The sequence below is a fragment of the Micromonospora sp. WMMD734 genome (genome assembly GCF_049178975.1).
GTDB classification, from domain to species: domain Bacteria; phylum Actinomycetota; class Actinomycetes; order Mycobacteriales; family Micromonosporaceae; genus Micromonospora; species Micromonospora wenchangensis.
The window spans coordinates 4,264,573-4,284,240 of sequence record NZ_JBMHMK010000001.1; the positions used below are offsets into that span (position 1 = coordinate 4,264,573).

Sequence of the window (19,668 nt, forward strand, 5' to 3'; positions counted from 1 at the left end):
GGGGTACGGGGTCCACGACGGTTCCGACGTGTCGCGCCCGAACTGCTCCCGCCGACCGCACCCGCCAAGGACGGCCCACCGGGAGACGCGCGGTACGCGTACGACGCCGACCGGCCCGTCGCCGCAGCTGCCAGCCTTGCGGGGCCCGCTGCCCAGGCGGGACCGGCTGGTCGTCGAATCGGCCGGTGGTCCACGTCGTGCCCGAACGCCACCCGGTCGAGGTCCGGTGTGGTGGCGCCGGACGTCGAATCGATTCGGCAAGACCCTAGGTCGGATAGTGAAATATGTCAATGCTGTGTCGGGCGGGTTGCGGCCCGGGGTCACCCCTCCACGGCGACGGGCCGCAGCTCGCGCAGCGGTTCCCCGGGGCCGGTCGGCCCGGCCCCGGGGACGCCAGGTCAGTTGCGCAGGCTCCACTGCTGGTTGGACCCGCCGTTGCAGGACCAGAGGATGAGCTTCGTGCCGTTGGCGGTGGCCGCGCCGTTCGCGTCGAGGCAGAGCCCCGACTGGGCGTTGGTCAGGGTGCCGTTGGCGTTGAGGTTCCACTGCTGGTTGGCACCGCCGTGGCAGTCCCAGATGATGACCGCGGTGCCGTTGGACGTACCCGCGCCACTCGCGTCCAGGCACTTGCTGCCGTACGCGGTCAACTGCCTGCCGCTGGTGTACGTCCACTGCTGGCCGGTGCCGCCCGTGCAGTCCCACAGCTGCACCTGGGTGCCGTTGGTGGTGCTGGCGTTGGGCACGTCGACGCAGCGGCCGGACTGCCCGCCCACCAGCCGGCCACCCTGCTGACCGCTGCCGGTGCCCTGCTGGCGGACCAGCGAGCCGGACTCGGCCGACCGGTTGCCCTGGGCGTCCACCACGAACAGCCGGTACTCGCCCTGGTTCGTCGGCACCGCGATGGAGGTGGCGGTGCCCGCCGCCCGGGTCATCGTCGGGCCGGCGGTGAAGGTGGTCGTGCCGGCGGGGGCCAGCCAGACCGTCTTGGACGCGTCGCCGGTGCTGCGGATCGGGATGGTCGCCGAGGCGCTGGTGACGAAGGTGCTGGCCGGCAGCACGTAGTTCGGCAACGACAGGTTGGCCGCCGGGACGATGTCCCGGTACGCGTCCTCCAGCCCGGAGGCGGCGGCGATGCCGTACGCCGCCGCCGGCCAGACGTAGTCGGACGAGACCAGGATGTCGTTGACCGTGCTGTTCGGCAGGTTCTTGTTGGACACCTTGTTGATCGGGCCGTAGATCTGGGTGATGCTCAGGTCGTGCTTGCGCCCGAAGTCGTCTGAGTTGATCATCCAGGTGATGTTCTTGTCCACGCTGAGCACATTGTCCCGGAACGTGATGTACGCCGAACCCTCGTCCGGGTGCAGGCCGTACTTGTGCCCGGACGGCACCCCCTGGAGGTAGTTGTTGGTGATCGTCGTCCCCGGCTGCGCGCCCAACGTGTAGATGGGTGCGGTGTCGCTGAGCCGCTGCACCGTGTCGATGATGTGGTTGTAGCTGATGGTGTTGTTCCGGGCCGTCGTGGTGGGCCGGTTCGGCGCGATCGAACCCGATGAGCCGTCGAAGTTCCACCAGCCCCAGCCGAGCGTGATGCCCGACCACGGCGACTTCTCGATCCGGTTGCGCTGGATCGTCAGGGTGTCCACGAAGTACGCCGAGATCGGGCTGTGCCCGTTGAACAGCACCGCGCTGTCGTACAGGTAGTTGTTCCTGATGTCGATGTTCTTCGGCAGCCCCTCGACCTGCGGCAGCCACTTCTCCCGGTTGGTCGACGTGCCGTCGCCGATGTAGACGTGCTGCGGGTGGCCGACGGTGATCGCGGAACCCGCGATGTCGTTGGTGAAGTTCCCGGTCAACTGGCTGTTCTGCACGTCGTTGACCATGTTGACGCCGTCGGCGCCGCTGTGCTGGATGCGGTTGCGGCTCAGCAGGATGTTGTCGGCGTTCTCCACCTGGATCATGCCCGGTGTGACGTCGACGTTGCGGTAGTAGTAGTCGTGGAAGTTGCGTTTGGCGTACGCCTGCGCCCCGAGGTTGCCCTGCTGCGCCTGCTTGTACGACGAACCGGCCACGGAGAACAGGTTCCAGTCGGAGTGCTGCACGGTCAGCCCGGCGAAGGTGAGGTTGCGCGCGTGGCTGCCCGTCGAGGTGCCGGCGACCCGCAGCAGGGTGGTCACGTTGTTCGGCGCGAAGACCGACGCGGTCGTCATGTTCTCGGCGCTGCTCTTGTAGTAGTAGAGCGTCCTGGCGCCCTTGTCGAAGAAGAACTCACCGGGCGCGTCCAGGAACTCGTAGGCGTTCATCAGCTTGTGGCTGCCGCCGCTCTGGGCGTTGCCGTTGAACGCGCCCTGGGCGATGGCGGCACCCGGCTGCTGGAACAACGCCACCCGGTTCGCCCCGTCGGAGGTGACCTGGCGTACCCCGACGATGGCGGTGGTCCAGGTGGTCGCCGTCTCGATCTCGATGTCCTCGGCGTTGCGGGCGATCGCCGGGAAGTCGTTGAGGTTGTACTTCGCGCCGTCGCACTGCGAGCCCGACTCCCACGCCCACGCGGCCTGCCCGGCGGTGATGGTGTACGTCCCGTAGCAACCCGCCGAGCCGACCGTCTTCGTCGCCATGACGGCGCGCTTGTCGTTGACGTAGAGCGCGCGCAGCTTGTTGGCCCGGTCCAGCGGCGCCTTCCAGATGTTCCCGCTGTGCTGGGTCCAGCCGGTGACCGGCACGCCCCCGTCGAGCACCGGGGTCTCACCGGGGTAGGCGGAGTAGCTGACCCGGTAGCCGTTGCTGCCGGAGTCGGCCGCGCCGAACTCGACGGTGCTGCTCACCGGATACCGGCCGCCCCGCAGGTAGACCTGGATGTCCCCGGTCATGTTCACGTTCACAGTACGCACCACGTCCCGGGCGCGTTGCAGCGTCCGCAAGGGCGACTCCATCGTGCCGGGATTGGTGTCGCTGCCGTCCGGCGCGACGTAGTAGGTCGCCTGGACTGCCGCCGACGCCGGCAGTTGATTCGCGATCACGGCCGGACACGCGGCGGCGACGAGCAACGCGCCGGCCAGCAGCGACCTTCGGGCGGTGGAGAGGGCTGTTTTCACGTAGCGTTCCTTTCGCAGGCCACCGACAGACATGTCCGCTGGACAGGTGTCCTGGGGGTGCGACAGTGAACCCGCCGGGCGAACATGGGCCGCCGCGCCGGGAGACAGGGTGCTCCGGCGGGTTCGGCCGTTGGCGGGTTACTGGAGACACCGCGACCGGCAGTGGCAAGGTGCACGTTCGAACGACCGGCATCAGCCGGCGGCAGTGCCCCGCCACAGGGAACTCCCGCCGACCGCCCGAGCGTTCTTGCCCGTGGTCACGGAATTCTGCCCTGAAGCGTAGGCGTCACGCTTTTGGGCCGCAACCACCAATTGTCAACCGCCTATGCGAAATCGTGACCGGACAGACCTGGCCCGGCCCGCGTCGCGCACGCCTGCCGGTCGTCGGACGACCCACGGCCGCCGCCGGGACCGTTACGATCCGTTGCCGTGGAACTGGGCGTGCAACAGTTCCGCCGTCCGGAAGGCCAACTCGATCGACTGGCTGCGGTTCAGCCGGGGATCGCACGCCGACTCGTACCCGGCGTGCAGGTCGTCGAAGGCGATCGGCTCGCCGCCACCGACGCACTCGGCCACGTCGTCGCCCGTCAACTCGATGTGCAGGCCACCCGGATGGGTGCCCAGCGCGGCATGCACCTCGAAGAAGCCCGTCACCTCGTCGACGATGTCGTCGAAACGCCGGGTCTTGTGCCCGCTCGGGGCGGTGATCGTGTTGCCGTGCATCGGGTCGCTGATCCAGGTGACCACACCGCCGGCCGAAACCGCCGCCTCGACCAGTGCGGGCAGCCGGTCGCGGACCGCCTGGGCCCCCATCCGCGCGATGAACGTCAGTCGGCCGGGCCGACGCTGCGGGTCGAGCAGGTCGATGTAGGCGCCCACCTCGTCGGCGGTGGTAGCCGGACCGAGCTTCACGGCGATCGGATTGGCGATGGTGGTCAGGTACGCCAGGTGGGCACCGTCCAACTGCCTGGTGCGCTCCCCCAGCCACAGCAGGTGGCCGCTGCCGGCGTACCGCCGACCGGTGCGCGGGTCCGTCCGGGTCAACGCCTCCTCGTAGTCGAGCAGCAGACCCTCGTGGCTGGTGTACAGGTCGACGCTCCGGGTCCCGGCGAGGTCCATGTTGCAGGCCTGGACGAAGCGCAGCGCGCGGTCGATGTCGTCGGCGAGCCGCTCGTAACGCCGCCCGACGGGCGAGCGGGCCACGAAGTCCTGGTTCCACGCGTGCACCTGCCGCAGATCGGCGTAACCACCGGTCAGGAACGCCCGGATGATCGCCAGGGTCGCCGCCGACGCCTGGTACATCTCGTGCAGGCGGCGGGGATCGGGCCGACGGGCCTGCGCGGTGAACTCGATGCCGTTGACCGCGTCGCCGCGGTAGGCCGGCAGGGTCACCCCGTCACGGGTCTCGGTCGGCACCGACCGTGGTTTGGCGAACTGCCCGGCCATCCGCCCGATCTTGACGACCGGCAGGGAGCCCGCATACGTGAGGACCACCGCGATCTGCAGCAGGGTCTCCAGCTTCCGGCGGACCGCCAGGGACGAGGTGCCACCGAACGTCTCGGCGCAGTCGCCCCCCTGCAACAGGAACCCCGCACCCTGGGCGACCTGCGCCAGGCGGTCGGTCAGGTCGTCGCACTCCTGCGGTGACACCAGGGTGGACGCGGTACTGAGCTCCCCGACGACCCGGTCCAGCAGCCGGCTGTCCGGCCAGTCGGGCGCCTGGGCGACCGGCCGGCCGCGCCAGTGGTCGGCCGTCGGGGCGTCGGTGGTGGGGACGTGGTGCGCAGCAGCGAGCAGAGCGCGGGTCATGGCAGCCTTCCGCGTCGGCAGAGCATGGATCTGTGGGACGGGTCATGGGCCGGCAGGGCTGAGCGTAGGCCCGGCGGACCCGGCCCCGTCAAACCTGCCGCAGTCCACCCCGGCACCCGGCGAACCCGCTGGCACCCCCCGATGACCTGGCGATCCTCTCGGCCGGTCGGTGCCGCGAGGCCGAAGTGGACCGGTCCGGTAGCCGGCAAATGGTCTGGGGTCGCCCGGGGACACCTGCTTGGCTGGCAGCGGCGAAGGGGGATGTGATGCTGACGAGTGGAGTCGCCCGGACGGATCACGACGCGGGGCCGACCACGGGCCTGCTCGACCGACTGAGGTTACCGGTCACGGTGGTGTCGACCGAGCTGGCCGAACGCGATCCGTTGGAGCTCTACGCGGCCCTCGCCGACGGCCTGGGCAGCCAGGAGGTGTTCCTGCTGGAGAGCCTCTCCGGGCCGGAGCCGCAGCGACGGGGATCGGTGGTCGGCTGGGGGCGTCTCGCGCAGGTGCGGCTGTACCGGGAACACCTGGAGTTCGACGGTGTGCCGACGATCGTCGACGCGCTCCGGCAGCTCGCCTCCGGGCTCGGCCTGCGTCCGGACGGGCCGGGCCGGTGGGGATTCGACCGGCCGGCGGGCGTCTGGGAGCTGCTGCGCCACACCCAGGGCCTCTTCGACGTGCAGACCGACGAGCCGAGGCAGGCGTACGCCTTCGGTTTCCTGCTCACCGCCGGATACGGCACCGCCTGGCACATGGAGGAGCTGCCGCCCCGGCCCGCAGGTGACCTGCCGGATCTGACCCTGACCCTGTTCCGGAACTCGGTCTGGTTCGACGCGGGCTCGGGACGGGTCCGGCACCTGCGCGGCGACCACCCGTGCTTCCCCGCCTCCCCCGGCGTGCCGCCCGCCGGCCGACCGGCCGGGCAGCCGACGGGGGTGCCCCCGGCACCGGTCCCCGACGAGGTCAGCGACAACGTCGACCGGGAGACGTTCCTCGGCTGGACGCGCCGCTGCCTGGAGCACATCCGCGTCGGTGACATCTACCAGATCCAGATCGGCCACCGCATCGACGTGCGCACGTCGCTGACCCCGCTGGAGGTCTACCGCCGGCTGCGGGCCAAGAACCCGTCGCCACACATGTATCTCCTGCCGCACCACGGCACCACCCTGATCGGTGCCAGCCCGGAGCTGTTGTTCCGCACCGAGGAGGACCTGCTGGTGATGCGGCCGATCGCCGGCACCACCCGCCGCGACCCCACCGGCACGGGCAATGACGAACGCATCGCCGCGCTGCTCGCCAGCACCAAGGAGCGCGCCGAGCACATCATGCTGGTCGACCTGTGTCGTAACGACGTCAGCCGGGTCGCCCGCCCGCACAGCCTGGCGGTCGACCGGCTGATGGCGGTGGAGACCTTCTCCCACGTGTTCCACCTGGTGTCGACGGTCTCCGCCCGGCTGGAGCCCGGTGCCGACGTGTGGACGACGCTGCGGTCCACCTTCCCGGCGGGCACGATGACCGGCGCCCCGAAGCTGCGGGCCATGGAGATCATCAGCGAGATCGAGCGGGACGACCGGGGCAGCTACGCGGGCACCGTCGGCCTGATCGACCCGCGTGGCTGGAGCGAGCTGGCGCTCTGCATCCGCACCGTCTCCTTCGACGGGGTCCGCTACTCGACCCAGAGTTCGGCGGGGATCGTGGCGCAGTCCGACCCCGAGGGGGAATGGGCCGAGACCCTACACAAGATGTCAGCCGCCTACTGGGCGCTGACCGGAGAGGAGTTGCTGCCGTGAAGGTGCTGCTCATCGACGCCTACGACAGCTTCGTGCACATCATCCAGCAGTACCTGCGCGACCTCGGCGTGCAGGCCGAGACCGTACGGTCGAAGACGCTGCCGGAGGCCGAACTGCTGGCCTGGGAACCGGACGCGGTGGTGCTCGGGCCCGGACCGGGGCATCCGGCCGACTCCGGTCACGTGGAGCTGGTACGACTCTTCGCCGGCCAGGTGCCGGTGCTCGGGGTGTGCCTCGGTCACCAGGCCATCGGGCTGGCCTTCGGCGCCGAGGTGCTGGTCTCCGGCCGGCCGATGCACGGCCGCACCAGCGTCGTACGGCACGACGGGCGGGGCGTCTTCACCGGCCTGACGCCGGAGATGGTCGCCACCCGCTACCACTCGCTGGTGGTCGGCGAGCCGCTGCCGGACGTGCTGGAGGCGACCGCACACTCCGACGACGACGGGTTCGTCATGGGTCTGCGGCACCGGCACCTCCCCGTGGAGGGCATCCAGTTCCACCCGGAGAGCATCACCACCGTCGGTGGCAGACGGCTGCTGGAGAACTTCCTGACCACGTCGGTTCCGGTCTGAGGCCCGGTCGGGGCCGTCAGGCGGTGTGCCGCAGGCGGGGCTGGCCGGGCAGTCCCGCCGCCGTCTCCCCGACCAGCCGGAACGCCTCGAACAGTCCCGAGCGGGGAAGTCCGGCGTACCCGACGACCAGGGCGGCGGACGGCGGCGGACGGTCGACGGCGAAGGACCTGCCACCGGCGACCAGCACCGAGCGGCAGGCCGCCCCGGTCAGCAGCGCGGCCTCGTCGAGCTGCCCGGCAAGCCTCAGGTACGCGTACAGGCCGGCCGTCGAGCCGATCGTGCGGGCCTGGGGCAGGTGGCGTCCGACCGCCTGGTTGAACGCCTCACGCCGGGCCCGGCAGCGGGCCCGCATCCGCCGGGCGTGCCGGTCGAGCAGCCCGCTGCGGATGAACTCGGCGAAGGCCAGCTGGGTCAGGCTGTCCACCGCGAACTCCCGGTCGACGCCGACCCGGTCGACGACGGGCAGCAGCGGCGACGGGACGCAGAGCCAGCCCACCCGCAGCCCCGGGCCGAGGATCGTGCTGGCCGTACCGGCGTAGACGACCCGGTCGGGGGCCTCGCGTTGCAGGGCGAGGGGCCGGGGCCGGGGCTCCATCCACAGATCGCCGTCGTGATCCAACTCGATGATCCACGCGTCGTTGTCGTGGGCCCACCGCAACAACTGGCCACGGCGTTCCCCACTCATGGTGACCCCGGTCGGGAACTGGTGGGCCGCGGTGGTCAGCACCGCCCGCACCCCGCTGGCGGCCAGGGCCCGTACGTCGATCCCCCCGTCGTCGACGGGCACCGGGTGTGGGCGCAGGCCGAACCGGGCGGCGAGGCGTCGGTGCCGGGGGTGGCCGGGATCCTCCACGCCCAACTGGTCGATGCCGATCCGGCGCAACGCGCCGCTCAGCAGCCGCAGCGCCGCCGAGAAACCCGCGGTGACCAGGGTCTGCCCGGGTTCGGCCCGGACCCCGACGACCCGACCGAGATAACCGGCGAGTTCCGTACGCAACGCCGCCACCCCGCAGGACGGCGGCCGGTCCAGATCGGGCAGCCGGACCGAACGCACCGCGCGGTCGTACGCGGTCAGCCAGTCGCTGTGCGGGAAGTGGACCCCGTCGCCGGCGTCCGGCCGCAGATCGAAGCGGACGAGCTGCGCCTCGGGCCGTTGCACCGGCTCGGGTCGGGCCGTGACCGGGCTGATGTGCCGGGCCACCCGGGTGCCCGACCCGCGTACCGCGTCCAGGTAGCCCTCGGCGATCAACCGGTCGTACGCCTCCACCACGACGCTGCGGGAGACCGCGAGGTCGGCGGCGAGTTGCCGGCTGGAGGGCAGTCGGGTCGCCGGTCGCAGCGAACCGGCGACGATCTCCCGCTGGATGGCGTCGTGGATCTGCACGGTCAACGGGGTGCCGCAGTCCCGGTCGACGTGGATGAACAACCGCCAGGCCATCACGCTGCTCCCCGGTCCGCGACGGGGGAAGTGGACCGGCCGTTCGCCGCCGGGGTGGCCTGGCACGACCTGCCGCCCGATCCGACAGTGGGCAGGAGGACGTGAGGGGGCAACTGATGACCGAGACCGATCGGAACTGGGCCGCACTGTTGAGCGCCCTGCTGCGGCGGGAGGACCTGACCGCCAAGGACACCGAGTGGGCGATGGACGAGGTGATGCGGGGTGCGGTCCCGCCGGCCCGGCTGGCCGCCTTCCTGGTGGCGTTGCGCGCCAAGGGCGAGACCGTCGCCGAGGTGGACGGGCTGTTGCAGGCCATGTACGCGCACGCGGTGCCGGTGCCGGTGGCGGGTCCGACGCTCGACATCGTCGGCACCGGCGGCGACGGCGCCCGGACGGTGAACATCTCCACGATGGCCGCGATCGTGGTGGCCGGCGCGGGGATCCGGGTGGTCAAGCACGGCAACCGCTCGGTCTCGTCGTCGAGCGGCTCGGCCGACGTGCTGGAGCGTCTCGGGGTGCCGCTGCGGCTCTCCGCCGCCGACGTGGCGACCCTGGTCGACCAGGTGGGCATCGGGTTCTGTTTCGCGCCGGTGTTCCACCCGGCCATGCGGCACGCCGCCGCCGTCCGTCGGGAGCTCGGCGTGCCCACCGTGTTCAACCTGCTCGGGCCGCTGTCCAATCCGGCCCGGCCGTCGGCCCACGCGATCGGGGTGGCCGATCTGCGGGCCGCCCCGCTGGTGGCGGGGGTGATGGCTCATGCCGGCGGGAGCGCCCTGGTGTTCCGTGGTGACGACGGGCTGGACGAGTTGACGGTGACCACCACGTCCCGGGTCTGGGTGGTCCGTGACCTGGCGGTGCGCGAGGAGGTCTTCGACCCCCGCGAGATCGGTATCGGCTACTCCCCGTTGGCCGCGTTGCGCACCTGCGGTCCCGAGGACAGTGCGCGGGTCGCGGGCGAGGTGCTGGCCGGCGTGACCGGACCGGTGCGTGACGCGGTGCTGCTCGCGGCGGCGGCCGGGATCGCGGCGGCCCGCCCGACCGACGAACCGGTCACCGCCCGGTTGGCGGCCGGGGTACGCCTCGCCGCCGAGTCCATCGACTCCGGTGCCGCCCGCCGGCTGCTCGATCGTTGGCGGGAGGTCGGCGGTGCGCTCGTCGGCGGCGGAACCCGGGATCCGGGCGACGCCGGGGCGGTCGGGGCACGCCCGACCGGTGGGCCCGACCGGGTCCGCCCGGCGGGCGACGGTCACGTGGACACCGCCGGACCGTCGGCCGGACGAGGTGTCGTGGCCGGGTGAGGACGGCGGGCGGACCGACAGCCGTACGTCGGCTGTCGGTCCGCCCGACAGGTCAGGCCGGCACACGGGCATCCCGGATGCTGGTGGCCAACTCGCCGGCGAAGCCGCGGACCGCGTGCAGCCGGGCCCCCGGGTCCTCGTTGTCGATCAGTCGACGGACGAAACCGGCGCCGACGATCACCCCGTCGGCGTAGCCGGCGATCCGGGCCGCCTGTGCCCCGGTGGACACCCCGAGCCCGACGCAGACCGGCGTGTCGGTGACCGTCCGCACCCGGCTGACCAGCGCCTGCGCCGCCTCCGCCGAGGCACCGCCGGTGCCGGTGACGCCCATCAACGCGGCGGCGTAGACGAAGCCCCGGCTGGCCGTGGCCGTGCGGGCCAGCCGCCCGGCCGTCGAGGTCTGGGCGACCAGGTAGATCCGGTCCAGCTGGTACGCGTCGCTGGCCGCCGTCCAGCCGCTGCGGTCCGCCTCCTCCGGGATGAGGTCGGGAATGATCAGCCCGCTGCCCCCGGCGGTGGCCAGTTCCTCGGCGAACCGGTCGACGCCGTACCGCTCGACGGGGTTCCAGTAGGTCATGCAGACGGCGGCGGCTCCGGCGGCGGTGACCGCCTCGACCGCCTCGAAGACGTGCGGTGTGACGGTTCCACCGGCCAGCGCGACGTCCACGGCATGTTGGATGACCGGCCCGTCCATGGCGGGGTCGCTGTACGGCAGGCCGACCTCGACCACCTCGACGCCCGCCTCGACCATCGCCTCCATCGCCGCGATCGAGCCGGCCACGGTGGGGAAGCCGACCGGCAGGTAGCCGATCAGCGCCGCCCGCCCCTGCGCCCGTGCGGCGCTCAGCGTCCGGCTCAGCCTGGTCTGCGGCCCGGTCGGGTCACCCACGGTCGTCCCCCTCCAGGCCCAGGTGCTCGATGGCGGTGTGCATGTCCTTGTCCCCGCGTCCGGACAGGCAGACGACGATCACCGGTGGAGCGCCGTCCGGGCCGGTGGGCAGCGAGGGCGCGATCCGCAGCGCGCCGGCCAGCGCGTGCGCGGACTCGATCGCCGGGATGATCCCCTCGGTACGGCTGAGCCGGGCGAAGGCACGCATCGCCTCGTCGTCGTCGACCGGCTCGTACCGCACCCGGCCGGTGTCGTGCAGCCAGGCATGTTCGGGCCCGACCGCCGGGTAGTCCAGCCCCGCCGAGATCGAGTGGCTGTCCCGGGTCTGTCCGTACCGGTCCTGGAGCAGGTAGGTACGGGCACCGTGCAGCACGCCCACCGAGCCGCCGGTGATCGAGGCGGCGTGCCGGTCGGTCGTCACGCCGGCACCGCCGGCCTCGAAGCCGTACAGCCGCACCCGGTCGTCGGGCACGAACGCGTGGAAGGCGCCGATGGCGTTCGAGCCGCCGCCGACGCAGGCCGCCACGGCCGTCGGCGGTGTCGGGCTGACGGCGGCCAGCTGGGCTTTCGCCTCCAGTCCGATCACCCGGTGGAAGTCGCGGACCAGGGCCGGGAAGGGATGCGGTCCGGCCGCCGTGCCGAGGATGTAGTGGGTGGTCTCCACGTTGGTCACCCAGTCCCGGATGGCCTCGTTCAGGGCGTCCTTGAGGGTGCGGCTGCCCACTGTCACCGGGACGACCTGCGCGCCGAGCACCCGCATCCGGGCGACGTTGAGCGCCTGCCGGCGGATGTCCTCCTCGCCCATGTAGACGACGCACTCAAGACCGAACAATGCCGCCGCGGTGGCGGTGGCGACGCCGTGTTGGCCGGCGCCGGTCTCGGCGATCACCCGCTTCTTGCCCATCCGGCGGGTCAACAGCGCCTGACCCAGCACATTGTTGATCTTGTGGGAGCCGGTGTGGTTGAGATCCTCCCGCTTGAGCAGGATCCGCGCCCCGGTGCCCTCGGCGAACCGGGGCGTCTCGGTCAGCGGGCTCGGCCGCCCGGCGAACCCGGTCAGCAGCGCGGCGAACTCGGCATGGAACTCCCGGTCCTTACGGGCCCGGTGGTACGCCTCCGTCACCTCCGCCAACGCCGCCATCAGCGCCTCCGGCATGAACTGCCCGCCGAACTGCCCGAAGTGGCCGTCCGCGCCATCGGGCAGTTCGGGGCCGTCGAGGGCCTCGGCGACCACCGCCACGTAGGCCTGCGGCGACGCCGCCCACGGGGGCGTCACCGGGACGCTCCCGCCGGCCGACGGCCCGCCGCCACCAGGGCGGCCACCGATGCCCCCGGATCCGCGCTGGTCACCAGCGCCTCGCCGACAAGTACCGCCGCCGCGCCGGCATCCCGGTAGACCCCGACATCGGCGGGGACCCGGACCCCCGACTCGGCGACCCGGACCACGTCGTCCGGCACCAGCGCCGCCAACGTCGCGAACACCCCCGGGTCGACCGCCAGGGTGTTGAGGTTGCGGGCATTGATGCCGATCACCCGCGCGCCGGCGTCGACCGCCCGGCGTACCTCCTCGGCGTCGTGCGTCTCGACCAGGGTGGTCAGCCCCAGGTCGGTGGCCTGGCGCAACAACGACTCCAGCTCGGGCTGACCGAGCGCGGCGACGATCAGCAGCACCAGGTCCGCGCCGTGCGCCCGCGCCTCCCACAGCTGATAGGCGGAGACGATGAAATCCTTACGGAGCACCGGCACCGGCACGGCGGCACGGACCGCGGTCAGGTCGGCCAGGGAGCCACCGAACCGGCGCGGCTCGGTGAGCACGCTGATCGCGGCCGCGCCGCCGGCCACGTAGGCCCCGGCGAGACCTGCCGGGTCGTCGATGTCGGCCAGCGGCCCCTTGGCGGGGCTGCGCCGCTTGATCTCCGCGATGACCCGCACCGTGTCGCCCCGCAGCGCGGCCACCGCGTCCAACGGCGGGGCCGCCGCCGCGACCATCTCCTCCAGCACCGCCGGTCCGACGCGCGCCTCCCGGGCCGCCAGATCGGCGCGTACGTCCCGCACGATCTCCTGCAACACGCTCATCGGTACGTCCTCCTCATCGATTCGGCTCGACCGAGAGCCGGTGCTGGAACAGCCGCAGCGGGTCCCACTGGCTCTTGACCCGCTGCAACCGGGGGTAGTTGGCGCCGTAGTACAGCTCCTGCCAGGAACTGCCCGACCGGTTCCACGCCGGGTCCCGCAGGTCGACGTCGGGATAGTTGATGTACGCGCCACCCGTACCGCGGTCGCGCACCGGGACGCCGCCGGTGCCGGCGTAGACGTCCCGGTAGAACCCGCGGAGAAAGCCGATGTGCGTCGCGTCCTCCGACTCGTCGTCCCACTCGCTCAGATACATGAGCATCAGCGCGGCGTCACGGTGTGAACTCGCGGTGGCGGACCCGGCGACGGCGGTGACCTGACCGCCGTACGGAGCGATCAGGACCCCGCTGCCCGGGTGGGAGTAGTCGGTCGAGGTCAACGCCCGGTGGATGGCTGCCGCCTGCGCCGGCGTGAACGCGGTCCGGTGCAGCGCCGACTTGCCCTTGATCCGGCGACCGACCGGCCGGTCGGCGAACCCGGACCACTGGGTGCCGAGCAGCCAGGGCAGCCTGCGCCGGACGGTGCTCTGCCCGGCCACGCCGACCCCGTCGCCGACCGCCGCCAGGAAGTCGTCGAGCAGACCGTCAGGGTCGGGCGCCTGCCCCGACACCTGCGTGTTGAGCACGACGGCGCCCCCGGAACGGTGAAACGTGATCAGGTGGCTGTAGAGGTGGTTCTCGACCAGGCCCGGACGGTTGCGGGCGACGTACCACCGGCTGTAGTTGAGCAGCAACCGGGTGAACGCCGCCCGGTCCATCGCCTCCCACGGCCAGATCACGGTGTTGACCAGCAGCTCCGCCGGTGGCCGGGGCAGCAGCCGGCGCGGGTCGGTGGTGTCGGTGCCGGGTGACCGGAACCAGTACCTGGTGACCACCCCGAAGTTGCCGCCGCCACCGCCGGTGTGCGCCCACCACAACTCCCGGTGCGGATCGTCGGCCTCCCGGGTGGCGGTCACCGCCCGCGCCGCACCCGATCTGTCCGCCACCACCACCTCCACCGCGTAGAGGTGGTCGACGGTCAGCCCGAACAGGCGGCTGAGCGGGCCGTAGCCGCCACCTGAGATGTGCCCGCCGACCCCGACGCTCGGGCACGAACCGGCCGGCAACGCGACCCCCCAGCCGGCGAAGAGCCGACGGTTGACCTCCTCCAGCCGGGCGCCGGCCCCGACCACGAAGGCCCGCCGGGCCGGGTCGAAGCCGATCTGGTCCAGGCCCCCCAGGTCCAGCAGGATCTCCACAGCCGGATCGCTGACGAAGTCCTCGAAGCAGTGGCCGCCGCTGCGGACCGACAACCGCCGCCCGGTACGCGCCGCCTGCTCCACCGCCCGCACCACGTCCGGGGTCGAGGTGGCCACCACCACCTGGCCGGGGCGGCCCACCCACCGCTGGTTGACGCCCCGCACCAGGTCGGCGTACTGCGGATCACCGGGCCGTACGGTCAGGAGGGTGCCGCCGTCCCCCGCTGCCGGCCGGGCCGACACCGCGGGTGCCACGCCCACGAACGCGGCAGCCGCCGCGCCACCGACCACCGCCGAACCACCCAGCACTCCACGACGGGTCAGTTCCACCGGGTTCACCTTCCTTCCGCTGTCTGTCGGAGCGCCGCCAGCAGGCGGTCGCTTTCCTGCGGGCCGTCGAGCCGACGTCGGCCGTCGACCACGACCAGGGGCACCACGGCGGTCTCCCGCCGGGCCCGCCGGACCAACTCCCGTACCTCGTCCGTGCCCGCGTCGGTGGCGAGCAGGTGGGCCGCCCGCCCGGGTGCCATTCCGGCCCGGATGGCGCGATCGACCAGCACCTCGGGGTCGGACACGTCGACGGCGTCGACGAAGTAGCCCGCGAAGAGCAGTTCCTCCAGCCGTCCCTGGACCTCCTCGCCGTACTCCCGGCCGGCCGACCAGAGCAGCCGGTGGGCGGCCAGGGTGTTGACCGCGTAGCCGGCCTCGTTGGCGAAGGCGATGCCCATGCCGAGGCCGTACCTGGTGACCTCGGCGCTCATCCGGGCCGCCTTCTCCTCGCCGTACTTGCCGGCCAGCCAGGTGAGCATCGGCATCGGCGTGGCGGGGTGTTCGCCGTCGATCTGGTAGGGATGCCGCACGATCCGGACCTCGGGACCGTCGAACTCCCGTACGGCCGCGTCGAGGTGCCGTTTGGTGACGTAGCACCAGGGACACGAGATGTCGAGATAGCTGTCCACCCTCACGGCAGCACCACCCGTGCGGCGTCCGGCACGTCGTAGGACGGGCGGTCGTTGACAGTCGTCACGTCGAAGCCGCCCGACCGGGCGTACCGGTCGGAGATCTCGGCCAGCTCACCTGCCGAAATGACCTCGTGCACGTCGGTGAAACCGTCAGGGGCCAGCCGGGCCGCCAGGCTGATGACGAGTTCCGGCCCGAGCTGCCGGTTACGCTCCTGCAGATCCGTGGTGACCGGCCGACGCCGCTGCTCGTACTCGACCAGGGCGGCGACCGGGTCGGCGTGCCGGGCCAGGCAGAACGCCAGCACCCGGGCGTCCACGATCGACTGGGTCGCTCCGTTGGAACCCATCGGGTACATGGCGTGCGCGGCGTCACCGAGCAACGTCACCGGGCCGAAGGTCCACCGGGGCAGCGGGTCGCGGTCCACCATCGGATAGACGAACGCCTCCCCACCGGCCCGGACCAGTTCCGGCACGTCCAGCCAGTCGAAGCGGAGATCGGCGAAGTCGGACAGGAAGGAATCCGGTTCGACCCTCCGGTTCCAGTCCGCCCGGGCCGGCCGGTCCTGTTCGGCTGCCGGCCGGGCCAGTGCCCAGTTCATCAGCACCGGCTGCCCGGGCCCGGCCGGTCGGGACATCGGATACACCACGGCCCGACGTCGCTCGTCCCCGGCGATGATCATCGTGCTGCCGTTGAGGAACGGCGTCCGCCAGGCGGACCCCCGCCACACCAGCAGCCCGTTCCACGGCGGCTCGCCCTCGTCGGGATAGAGCGCGGCGCGGACCGCCGAGTTGATGCCGTCCGCACCGACCATCACGTCGGCGTCGAACTCGCCGACCCCACCGGCGGCCGGATGATCCACGATCACCCGCACCGAGTCGTCCGCCCGGATGTCGAAGTCGCGCACCCGGGCGTCGGCGACCACCGTCTTGTCGCCGAGCCGTCGGCGCACCTCGTCGAGCAGCACCAGCTGCAGCCGCCCCCGGTGGATCGACAACTGCGGCCAGCGGTAGCCGGCGGCCCGCCCGCGCGGTTCGTTCCAGATCAACGATCCGAAGCGGTTGTAGTACGACAGCTCCCCGGTCTGGACCCCGACCGCCGACAACTCGTCGAGCAGCCCCAGCTCGGCGAGTTCACGCACCGCGTTGGGCAGGATGTTCAGGCCGACGCCGAGCGGCCGGATCGCCGGTGCCGCCTCGACGACCCTGATGTCGGTGATCCCCACCGCGTGCAGACTCAGGGCCAGCGTCAGGCCCCCGATGCCGCCACCGGCGATCAGCACCCTCACAGGGCCACCCCGTCCCGCCAACGCTGCTGCGGAATCCTGCGGTCCGGCCCGGCCGGCGCGGTCGGCCGGATCGTCGGCACCTCGGTCGACGGGTTCGGCCGGCGGGCCTGGACCAGGCCGGCGTTCTGCCGGGTCAGATCGATGATCTGCCGGAGCAGGTCGACGCTGGCGCCGCCGCTGCCCACCGGGTAGAGGCGGAGATCGGCCTGGTACGCCTGCCGGGCGATGCCGAGGTGCCGCCCCCGGAACACCACCACCGTCCGCAGCACCCGGGCGAGCGCCTCCGCGCCGCGGCGCAACACCGGCGACTCCCGGCCGGTCGTCGCGCCGTCCAGCCCGCCGTAGGCGTCGACCAGCCGACTCACCACCGACCTGCCCTCGCTCCACCGTGTGTAGTAGCTCCGCCACCGGGGCAGGCTGTAGGGGACCGAGTGGCGGATGAACTCGTCGTACCCGGGTTCGCTGCGGTCGGTCGCCCAGATGACCTGGTCGACCAGCCAGAGCGGCACCTGCGCGGCGGCCGGCCCGAGCAGTTCCCGGCCCGAGACGGTGATCTCCTCGAAGTAGGGGCGGAGCACCCGGGCGAAGAAGACCGGGCTGACGTGCCGCAGCACCAGGTCGATCGAGTCCACCATCGCGTGCAGCCGGACGTTCAACTCGTCCAGCAGCGGGGCGAACTCCGGATCGGTAGGTGCGGTGTCGGCCAGCACGTCACACGTGTTCAGGCCGGTACGCAGATCCGGAAAGACCATCCGCACCGACTCCTGGAGGAACCTCTCCTGCGGGTCCCCGGTGTACATCCGCTGGCGGTGCCCCACCGGGTTCCAGGTGGTGTAGTGGTGCACGGTGTCCCGGGGCACCATGTCGGTCCGCCGGCCGAGTTCCTCCAGCACCGCGGTGACCTCCGGCACCACCGGCAGCGGCTCCACGCCGTGCCGCTTGAGGGAGCCCAGGAACATGCCGAGGTCACGCATCGCCGAGAGGCACTCGTCCAACGAGTACGTGGCGACCTCGTCGAGGCCGGGTATCAGGGCGCGCAGTGCGCCCACTATCGCTGACACGTCGGTCTGCGTGTTCATGGTGCGCAGCCGGAAACAGGCCGAGTCCGCGTTGAGCGGGTCGAGGAGCCTGACGTTTTCGATCCGGGCCAGGCTGGACAGGTCGGTGATCGCTGCGTTCGCCATTGCTCTCTTTCTGAGGGGACGGGACGGGACGGTGGTTGGACAGAGGGGCACGCACCGGGGCGGCAGGAGACGCCAGGGCACAGCCGCGCCCGGTGAGGTGGGTCGGTTCGGTGGCGGCGGTTACCGCCGGTCAGCCACGGAAGGCGTGCTGCGGGCCCGGCGGCACCGCCCAGTGCAGCCAGTGCCGGGAGGTCCGCCACGGGCGCGGAGGCAGCGGCACCAGTCGGCCCGCCGGCCCGAGGTCGGCCGGGTCCGGCACGCTCTCCCCCGGCCCGTCGGCCAGCACCGCGCGCAACTCGCGGATCAGGTCGTCCCGGGTACGGCCCCGCACGACCGTCAGGTGGGCGTAGCGCCGACGCCTGACGTTGGTGCTGTAACAGATGTCCCGCAGGTCGAACGCGGCACCCGCGCCTGCGGGCGCGAGATAGTCCAGGTAGCTGTGGATCAGCTCGGTCAGGCCGGCCGGGGTGCGGGCGCTGAGCACCAGCGGGTACCCCTCGACGCCCGGGTCGGACGCTCCCGTCGGCCGGGTCGTCCCGGCGTCGGGCCGGTCGGTCGCCTGCGCCTCGGCGAGCACCAGGTGGACGTTGGTGCCGGACATGCCCTGCCCGTTGACCGCCACGACTGCCGGCCGGCCACGGTCGGGCAGCGGGGTCGGGGCACCGGGTACGACCAGGGGCACCCGGTCCCAGTCGACGTCGGACCGGGGGTGGCGGAAGTGCAGGCTCGGTGGCACGAGCCGGTGTTCCAGGCAGAGCATCGCCTTGACCAGGCCGGCCAGACCGGCGGCGGCCTCGGTGTGGCCGATGTTCGTCTTGATGGACCCCACCAGACAGGGCTGGCCGGCGGGCCGTCCCTCGGCCAGCACCCCGGTCATCGCGACGAGTTCGGCCGCGTCGATCCGGGTGCCGGTCCCGTGCGCCTCGACGTAGTCGACCTCCGCCGGGCGCACCCCGGCCGCCGCGTACGCCGCGCGCATCGCGGTCGTCTGACCGGTCACCGACGGCGCGGCCAGCTCGGACTTGGCCCGACCGTCGTTGCTCACCGCGCTGCCGAGCAGAACGGCGCGTATCCGGTCGTGGTCGGCGAGCGCGGCGGTGAGCGGTTTGAGCACCACGACCACGACGCCGTCGCTACGGACGAACCCGTCGGCGGTGTCGTCGCCGAACCTGCACCGCCCGCTGCCGGACAACACCCCCGCCTGGCCGAACATCACCGCCGGTGTGGGCGTGAGGACCAGGTTGATCCCGGCGACGACGGCCATCGTGCTCTCACCCGAGCGCAGGCTCTGCGCCGCGAGATGCACCGCCACCCCCGATGACGCCTGGGCGGCGTCCACGGTCAGACTGGGCCCCCGCAGGTCGAAGGCGTACGAGAGCCGACCGGCGGCCATGCTGCGCTGCTGTCCGCCGAGCACGGCGGCCAGGCCGAGCCGGTCGAGTCGGGCGCTCTGGAGATCCCAGTAGTCGGCCTGGCTCTGCCCGACGAACACCGAGGTCCGGCTGCCGGCGAGGTGTTCGGGCAGTTGACCGGCGTCCTCCAGCGCCTCCCACGCGGTCATCAGCAGCATCCGGTGCTGCGGGTCGAGGCTCGCCGCCTCCTCGTCGTCGATGCCGAAGAACTCGGCGTCGAACTCGGCGGCCCCGGTGACGAACCCACCCCAGCGGCTGTTCGTACGGCCCGGTGGCGGCGGCGCCGGAGCGAAGTAGTCGTCGATGCGAAACCGGTCCGCCGGAACCTCATCGATCAGGTCCCGACCGTCGACCAGGTGTTGCCAGAGTTGCGTCGTGCCGTGCGCGCCAGGAAGGCGGCATCCTGCACCGATCACCGCGATCGGCTCCCCCGACTGCCGTCGTGCTGACCACATGTGTTCGAGTCCCTTCCGCAAAGGTCGTACGGCGGATCCCCCGCGCCGTTGCGAGCGGTGGGTCGTCACTGCCTGGGCAGTCCGGCCGGCACACCGGTGTGCCGGCCGGAC

General features: G+C 72.0%; 13 protein-coding genes and 1 pseudogene. 3 read left to right on the top strand and 11 right to left on the bottom strand.

The genetic code is table 11. The features are described from left to right. Positions 1-398 precede the first annotated feature (398 nt). Positions 399-3,092 carry an RICIN domain-containing protein gene (locus ACN267_RS18085; protein WP_421489192.1) on the bottom strand — a complete coding sequence of 898 codons (2,694 nt, stop codon included), beginning with the start codon at positions 3,090-3,092 and terminating at the stop codon, positions 399-401. A 414-nt stretch (positions 3,093-3,506) separates the two neighbouring features. Then, positions 3,507-4,901 carry a class II 3-deoxy-7-phosphoheptulonate synthase gene (locus ACN267_RS18090; RefSeq protein WP_421489193.1) on the bottom strand — a complete coding sequence of 465 codons (1,395 nt, stop codon included), beginning with the start codon at positions 4,899-4,901 and terminating at the stop codon, positions 3,507-3,509. Between the two features lie 266 nt (positions 4,902-5,167). Between ACN267_RS18090 and ACN267_RS18095 the strand changes: the two genes are divergently transcribed. Then, complete coding sequence (locus tag ACN267_RS18095; protein WP_421489194.1) at positions 5,168-6,691, top strand: anthranilate synthase component I family protein; 1,524 nt, start codon at positions 5,168-5,170, stop codon at positions 6,689-6,691. Further along, positions 6,688-7,263: an anthranilate synthase component II gene (locus ACN267_RS18100; protein WP_421489195.1), complete on the top strand. Its 576-nt coding sequence runs from the start codon at positions 6,688-6,690 to the stop codon at positions 7,261-7,263. The genes ACN267_RS18095 and ACN267_RS18100 overlap by 4 nt, the downstream gene beginning before the upstream one ends. Before the next feature lie 16 nt (positions 7,264-7,279). Here ACN267_RS18100 and ACN267_RS18105 read toward each other — a convergent pair whose 3' ends face one another. Continuing rightward, a complete protein-coding gene (locus ACN267_RS18105; RefSeq protein ID WP_421489196.1) occupies positions 7,280-8,701 on the bottom strand; it encodes a PLP-dependent aminotransferase family protein in 1,422 nt (473 codons plus the stop codon). 116 nt (positions 8,702-8,817) lie between these two features. Between ACN267_RS18105 and trpD the strand changes: the two are divergent. Continuing rightward, positions 8,818-9,843: pseudogene (trpD, locus tag ACN267_RS18110) on the top strand (anthranilate phosphoribosyltransferase); the annotation flags it as partial. A 208-nt stretch (positions 9,844-10,051) separates the two neighbouring features. Here trpD and trpA read toward each other — a convergent pair. The 8 genes from trpA to ACN267_RS18150 form a co-directional block, all read right to left on the bottom strand. Further along, a complete protein-coding gene (gene trpA, locus ACN267_RS18115) occupies positions 10,052-10,888 on the bottom strand; it encodes a tryptophan synthase subunit alpha (RefSeq protein WP_421489197.1) in 837 nt (278 codons plus the stop codon). Beyond that, a complete protein-coding gene (trpB, locus tag ACN267_RS18120) occupies positions 10,881-12,122 on the bottom strand; it encodes a tryptophan synthase subunit beta (protein ID WP_307821023.1) in 1,242 nt (413 codons plus the stop codon). Before trpB ends, trpA begins: the two co-directional genes overlap by 8 nt. 38 nt (positions 12,123-12,160) lie before the next feature. After that, positions 12,161-12,964 (bottom strand): indole-3-glycerol phosphate synthase TrpC, encoded by an 804-nt coding sequence (gene trpC, locus ACN267_RS18125; protein ID WP_421489198.1) that lies wholly within the window; start codon positions 12,962-12,964, stop codon positions 12,161-12,163. 13 nt (positions 12,965-12,977) lie between these two features. Next, positions 12,978-14,588 (bottom strand): FAD-binding oxidoreductase, encoded by a 1,611-nt coding sequence (locus ACN267_RS18130; protein WP_421489199.1) that lies wholly within the window; start codon positions 14,586-14,588, stop codon positions 12,978-12,980. 5 nt (positions 14,589-14,593) lie between these two features. Beyond that, the gene (locus ACN267_RS18135; RefSeq protein WP_421489200.1) at positions 14,594-15,223 is read right to left on the bottom strand and encodes a DsbA family oxidoreductase; all 630 of its coding nucleotides are present in this window, start codon (positions 15,221-15,223) and stop codon (positions 14,594-14,596) included. Then, a complete protein-coding gene (locus ACN267_RS18140) occupies positions 15,220-16,506 on the bottom strand; it encodes a flavin-dependent oxidoreductase (RefSeq protein WP_421489201.1) in 1,287 nt (428 codons plus the stop codon). Before ACN267_RS18140 ends, ACN267_RS18135 begins: the two co-directional genes overlap by 4 nt. Continuing rightward, positions 16,503-17,690, bottom strand: a complete 1,188-nt coding sequence (locus ACN267_RS18145; protein WP_204956715.1) for a monodechloroaminopyrrolnitrin synthase PrnB family protein — start codon at positions 17,688-17,690, stop codon at positions 16,503-16,505. The genes ACN267_RS18140 and ACN267_RS18145 overlap by 4 nt, the downstream gene beginning before the upstream one ends. A 130-nt stretch (positions 17,691-17,820) precedes the next feature. Then, positions 17,821-19,518 (bottom strand): beta-ketoacyl synthase N-terminal-like domain-containing protein, encoded by a 1,698-nt coding sequence (locus ACN267_RS18150; RefSeq protein ID WP_204956714.1) that lies wholly within the window; start codon positions 19,516-19,518, stop codon positions 17,821-17,823. Between the last annotated feature and the right edge of the window lie 150 nt (positions 19,519-19,668).

Bases quoted from the DNA above. Each gene is read 5' to 3' on its own strand.
- ACN267_RS18090 (WP_421489193.1), bottom strand. From the start codon at position 4,901: ATGACCCGCGCTCTGCTCGCTGCTGCGCACCACGTCCCCACCACCGAC.
- ACN267_RS18095 (WP_421489194.1), top strand. From the start codon at position 5,168: ATGCTGACGAGTGGAGTCGCCCGGACGGATCACGACGCGGGGCCGACC.
- ACN267_RS18105 (WP_421489196.1), bottom strand. From the start codon at position 8,701: ATGGCCTGGCGGTTGTTCATCCACGTCGACCGGGACTGCGGCACCCCG.
- trpC (WP_421489198.1), bottom strand. From the start codon at position 12,964: ATGAGCGTGTTGCAGGAGATCGTGCGGGACGTACGCGCCGATCTGGCG.
- ACN267_RS18145 (WP_204956715.1), bottom strand. From the start codon at position 17,690: ATGGCGAACGCAGCGATCACCGACCTGTCCAGCCTGGCCCGGATCGAA.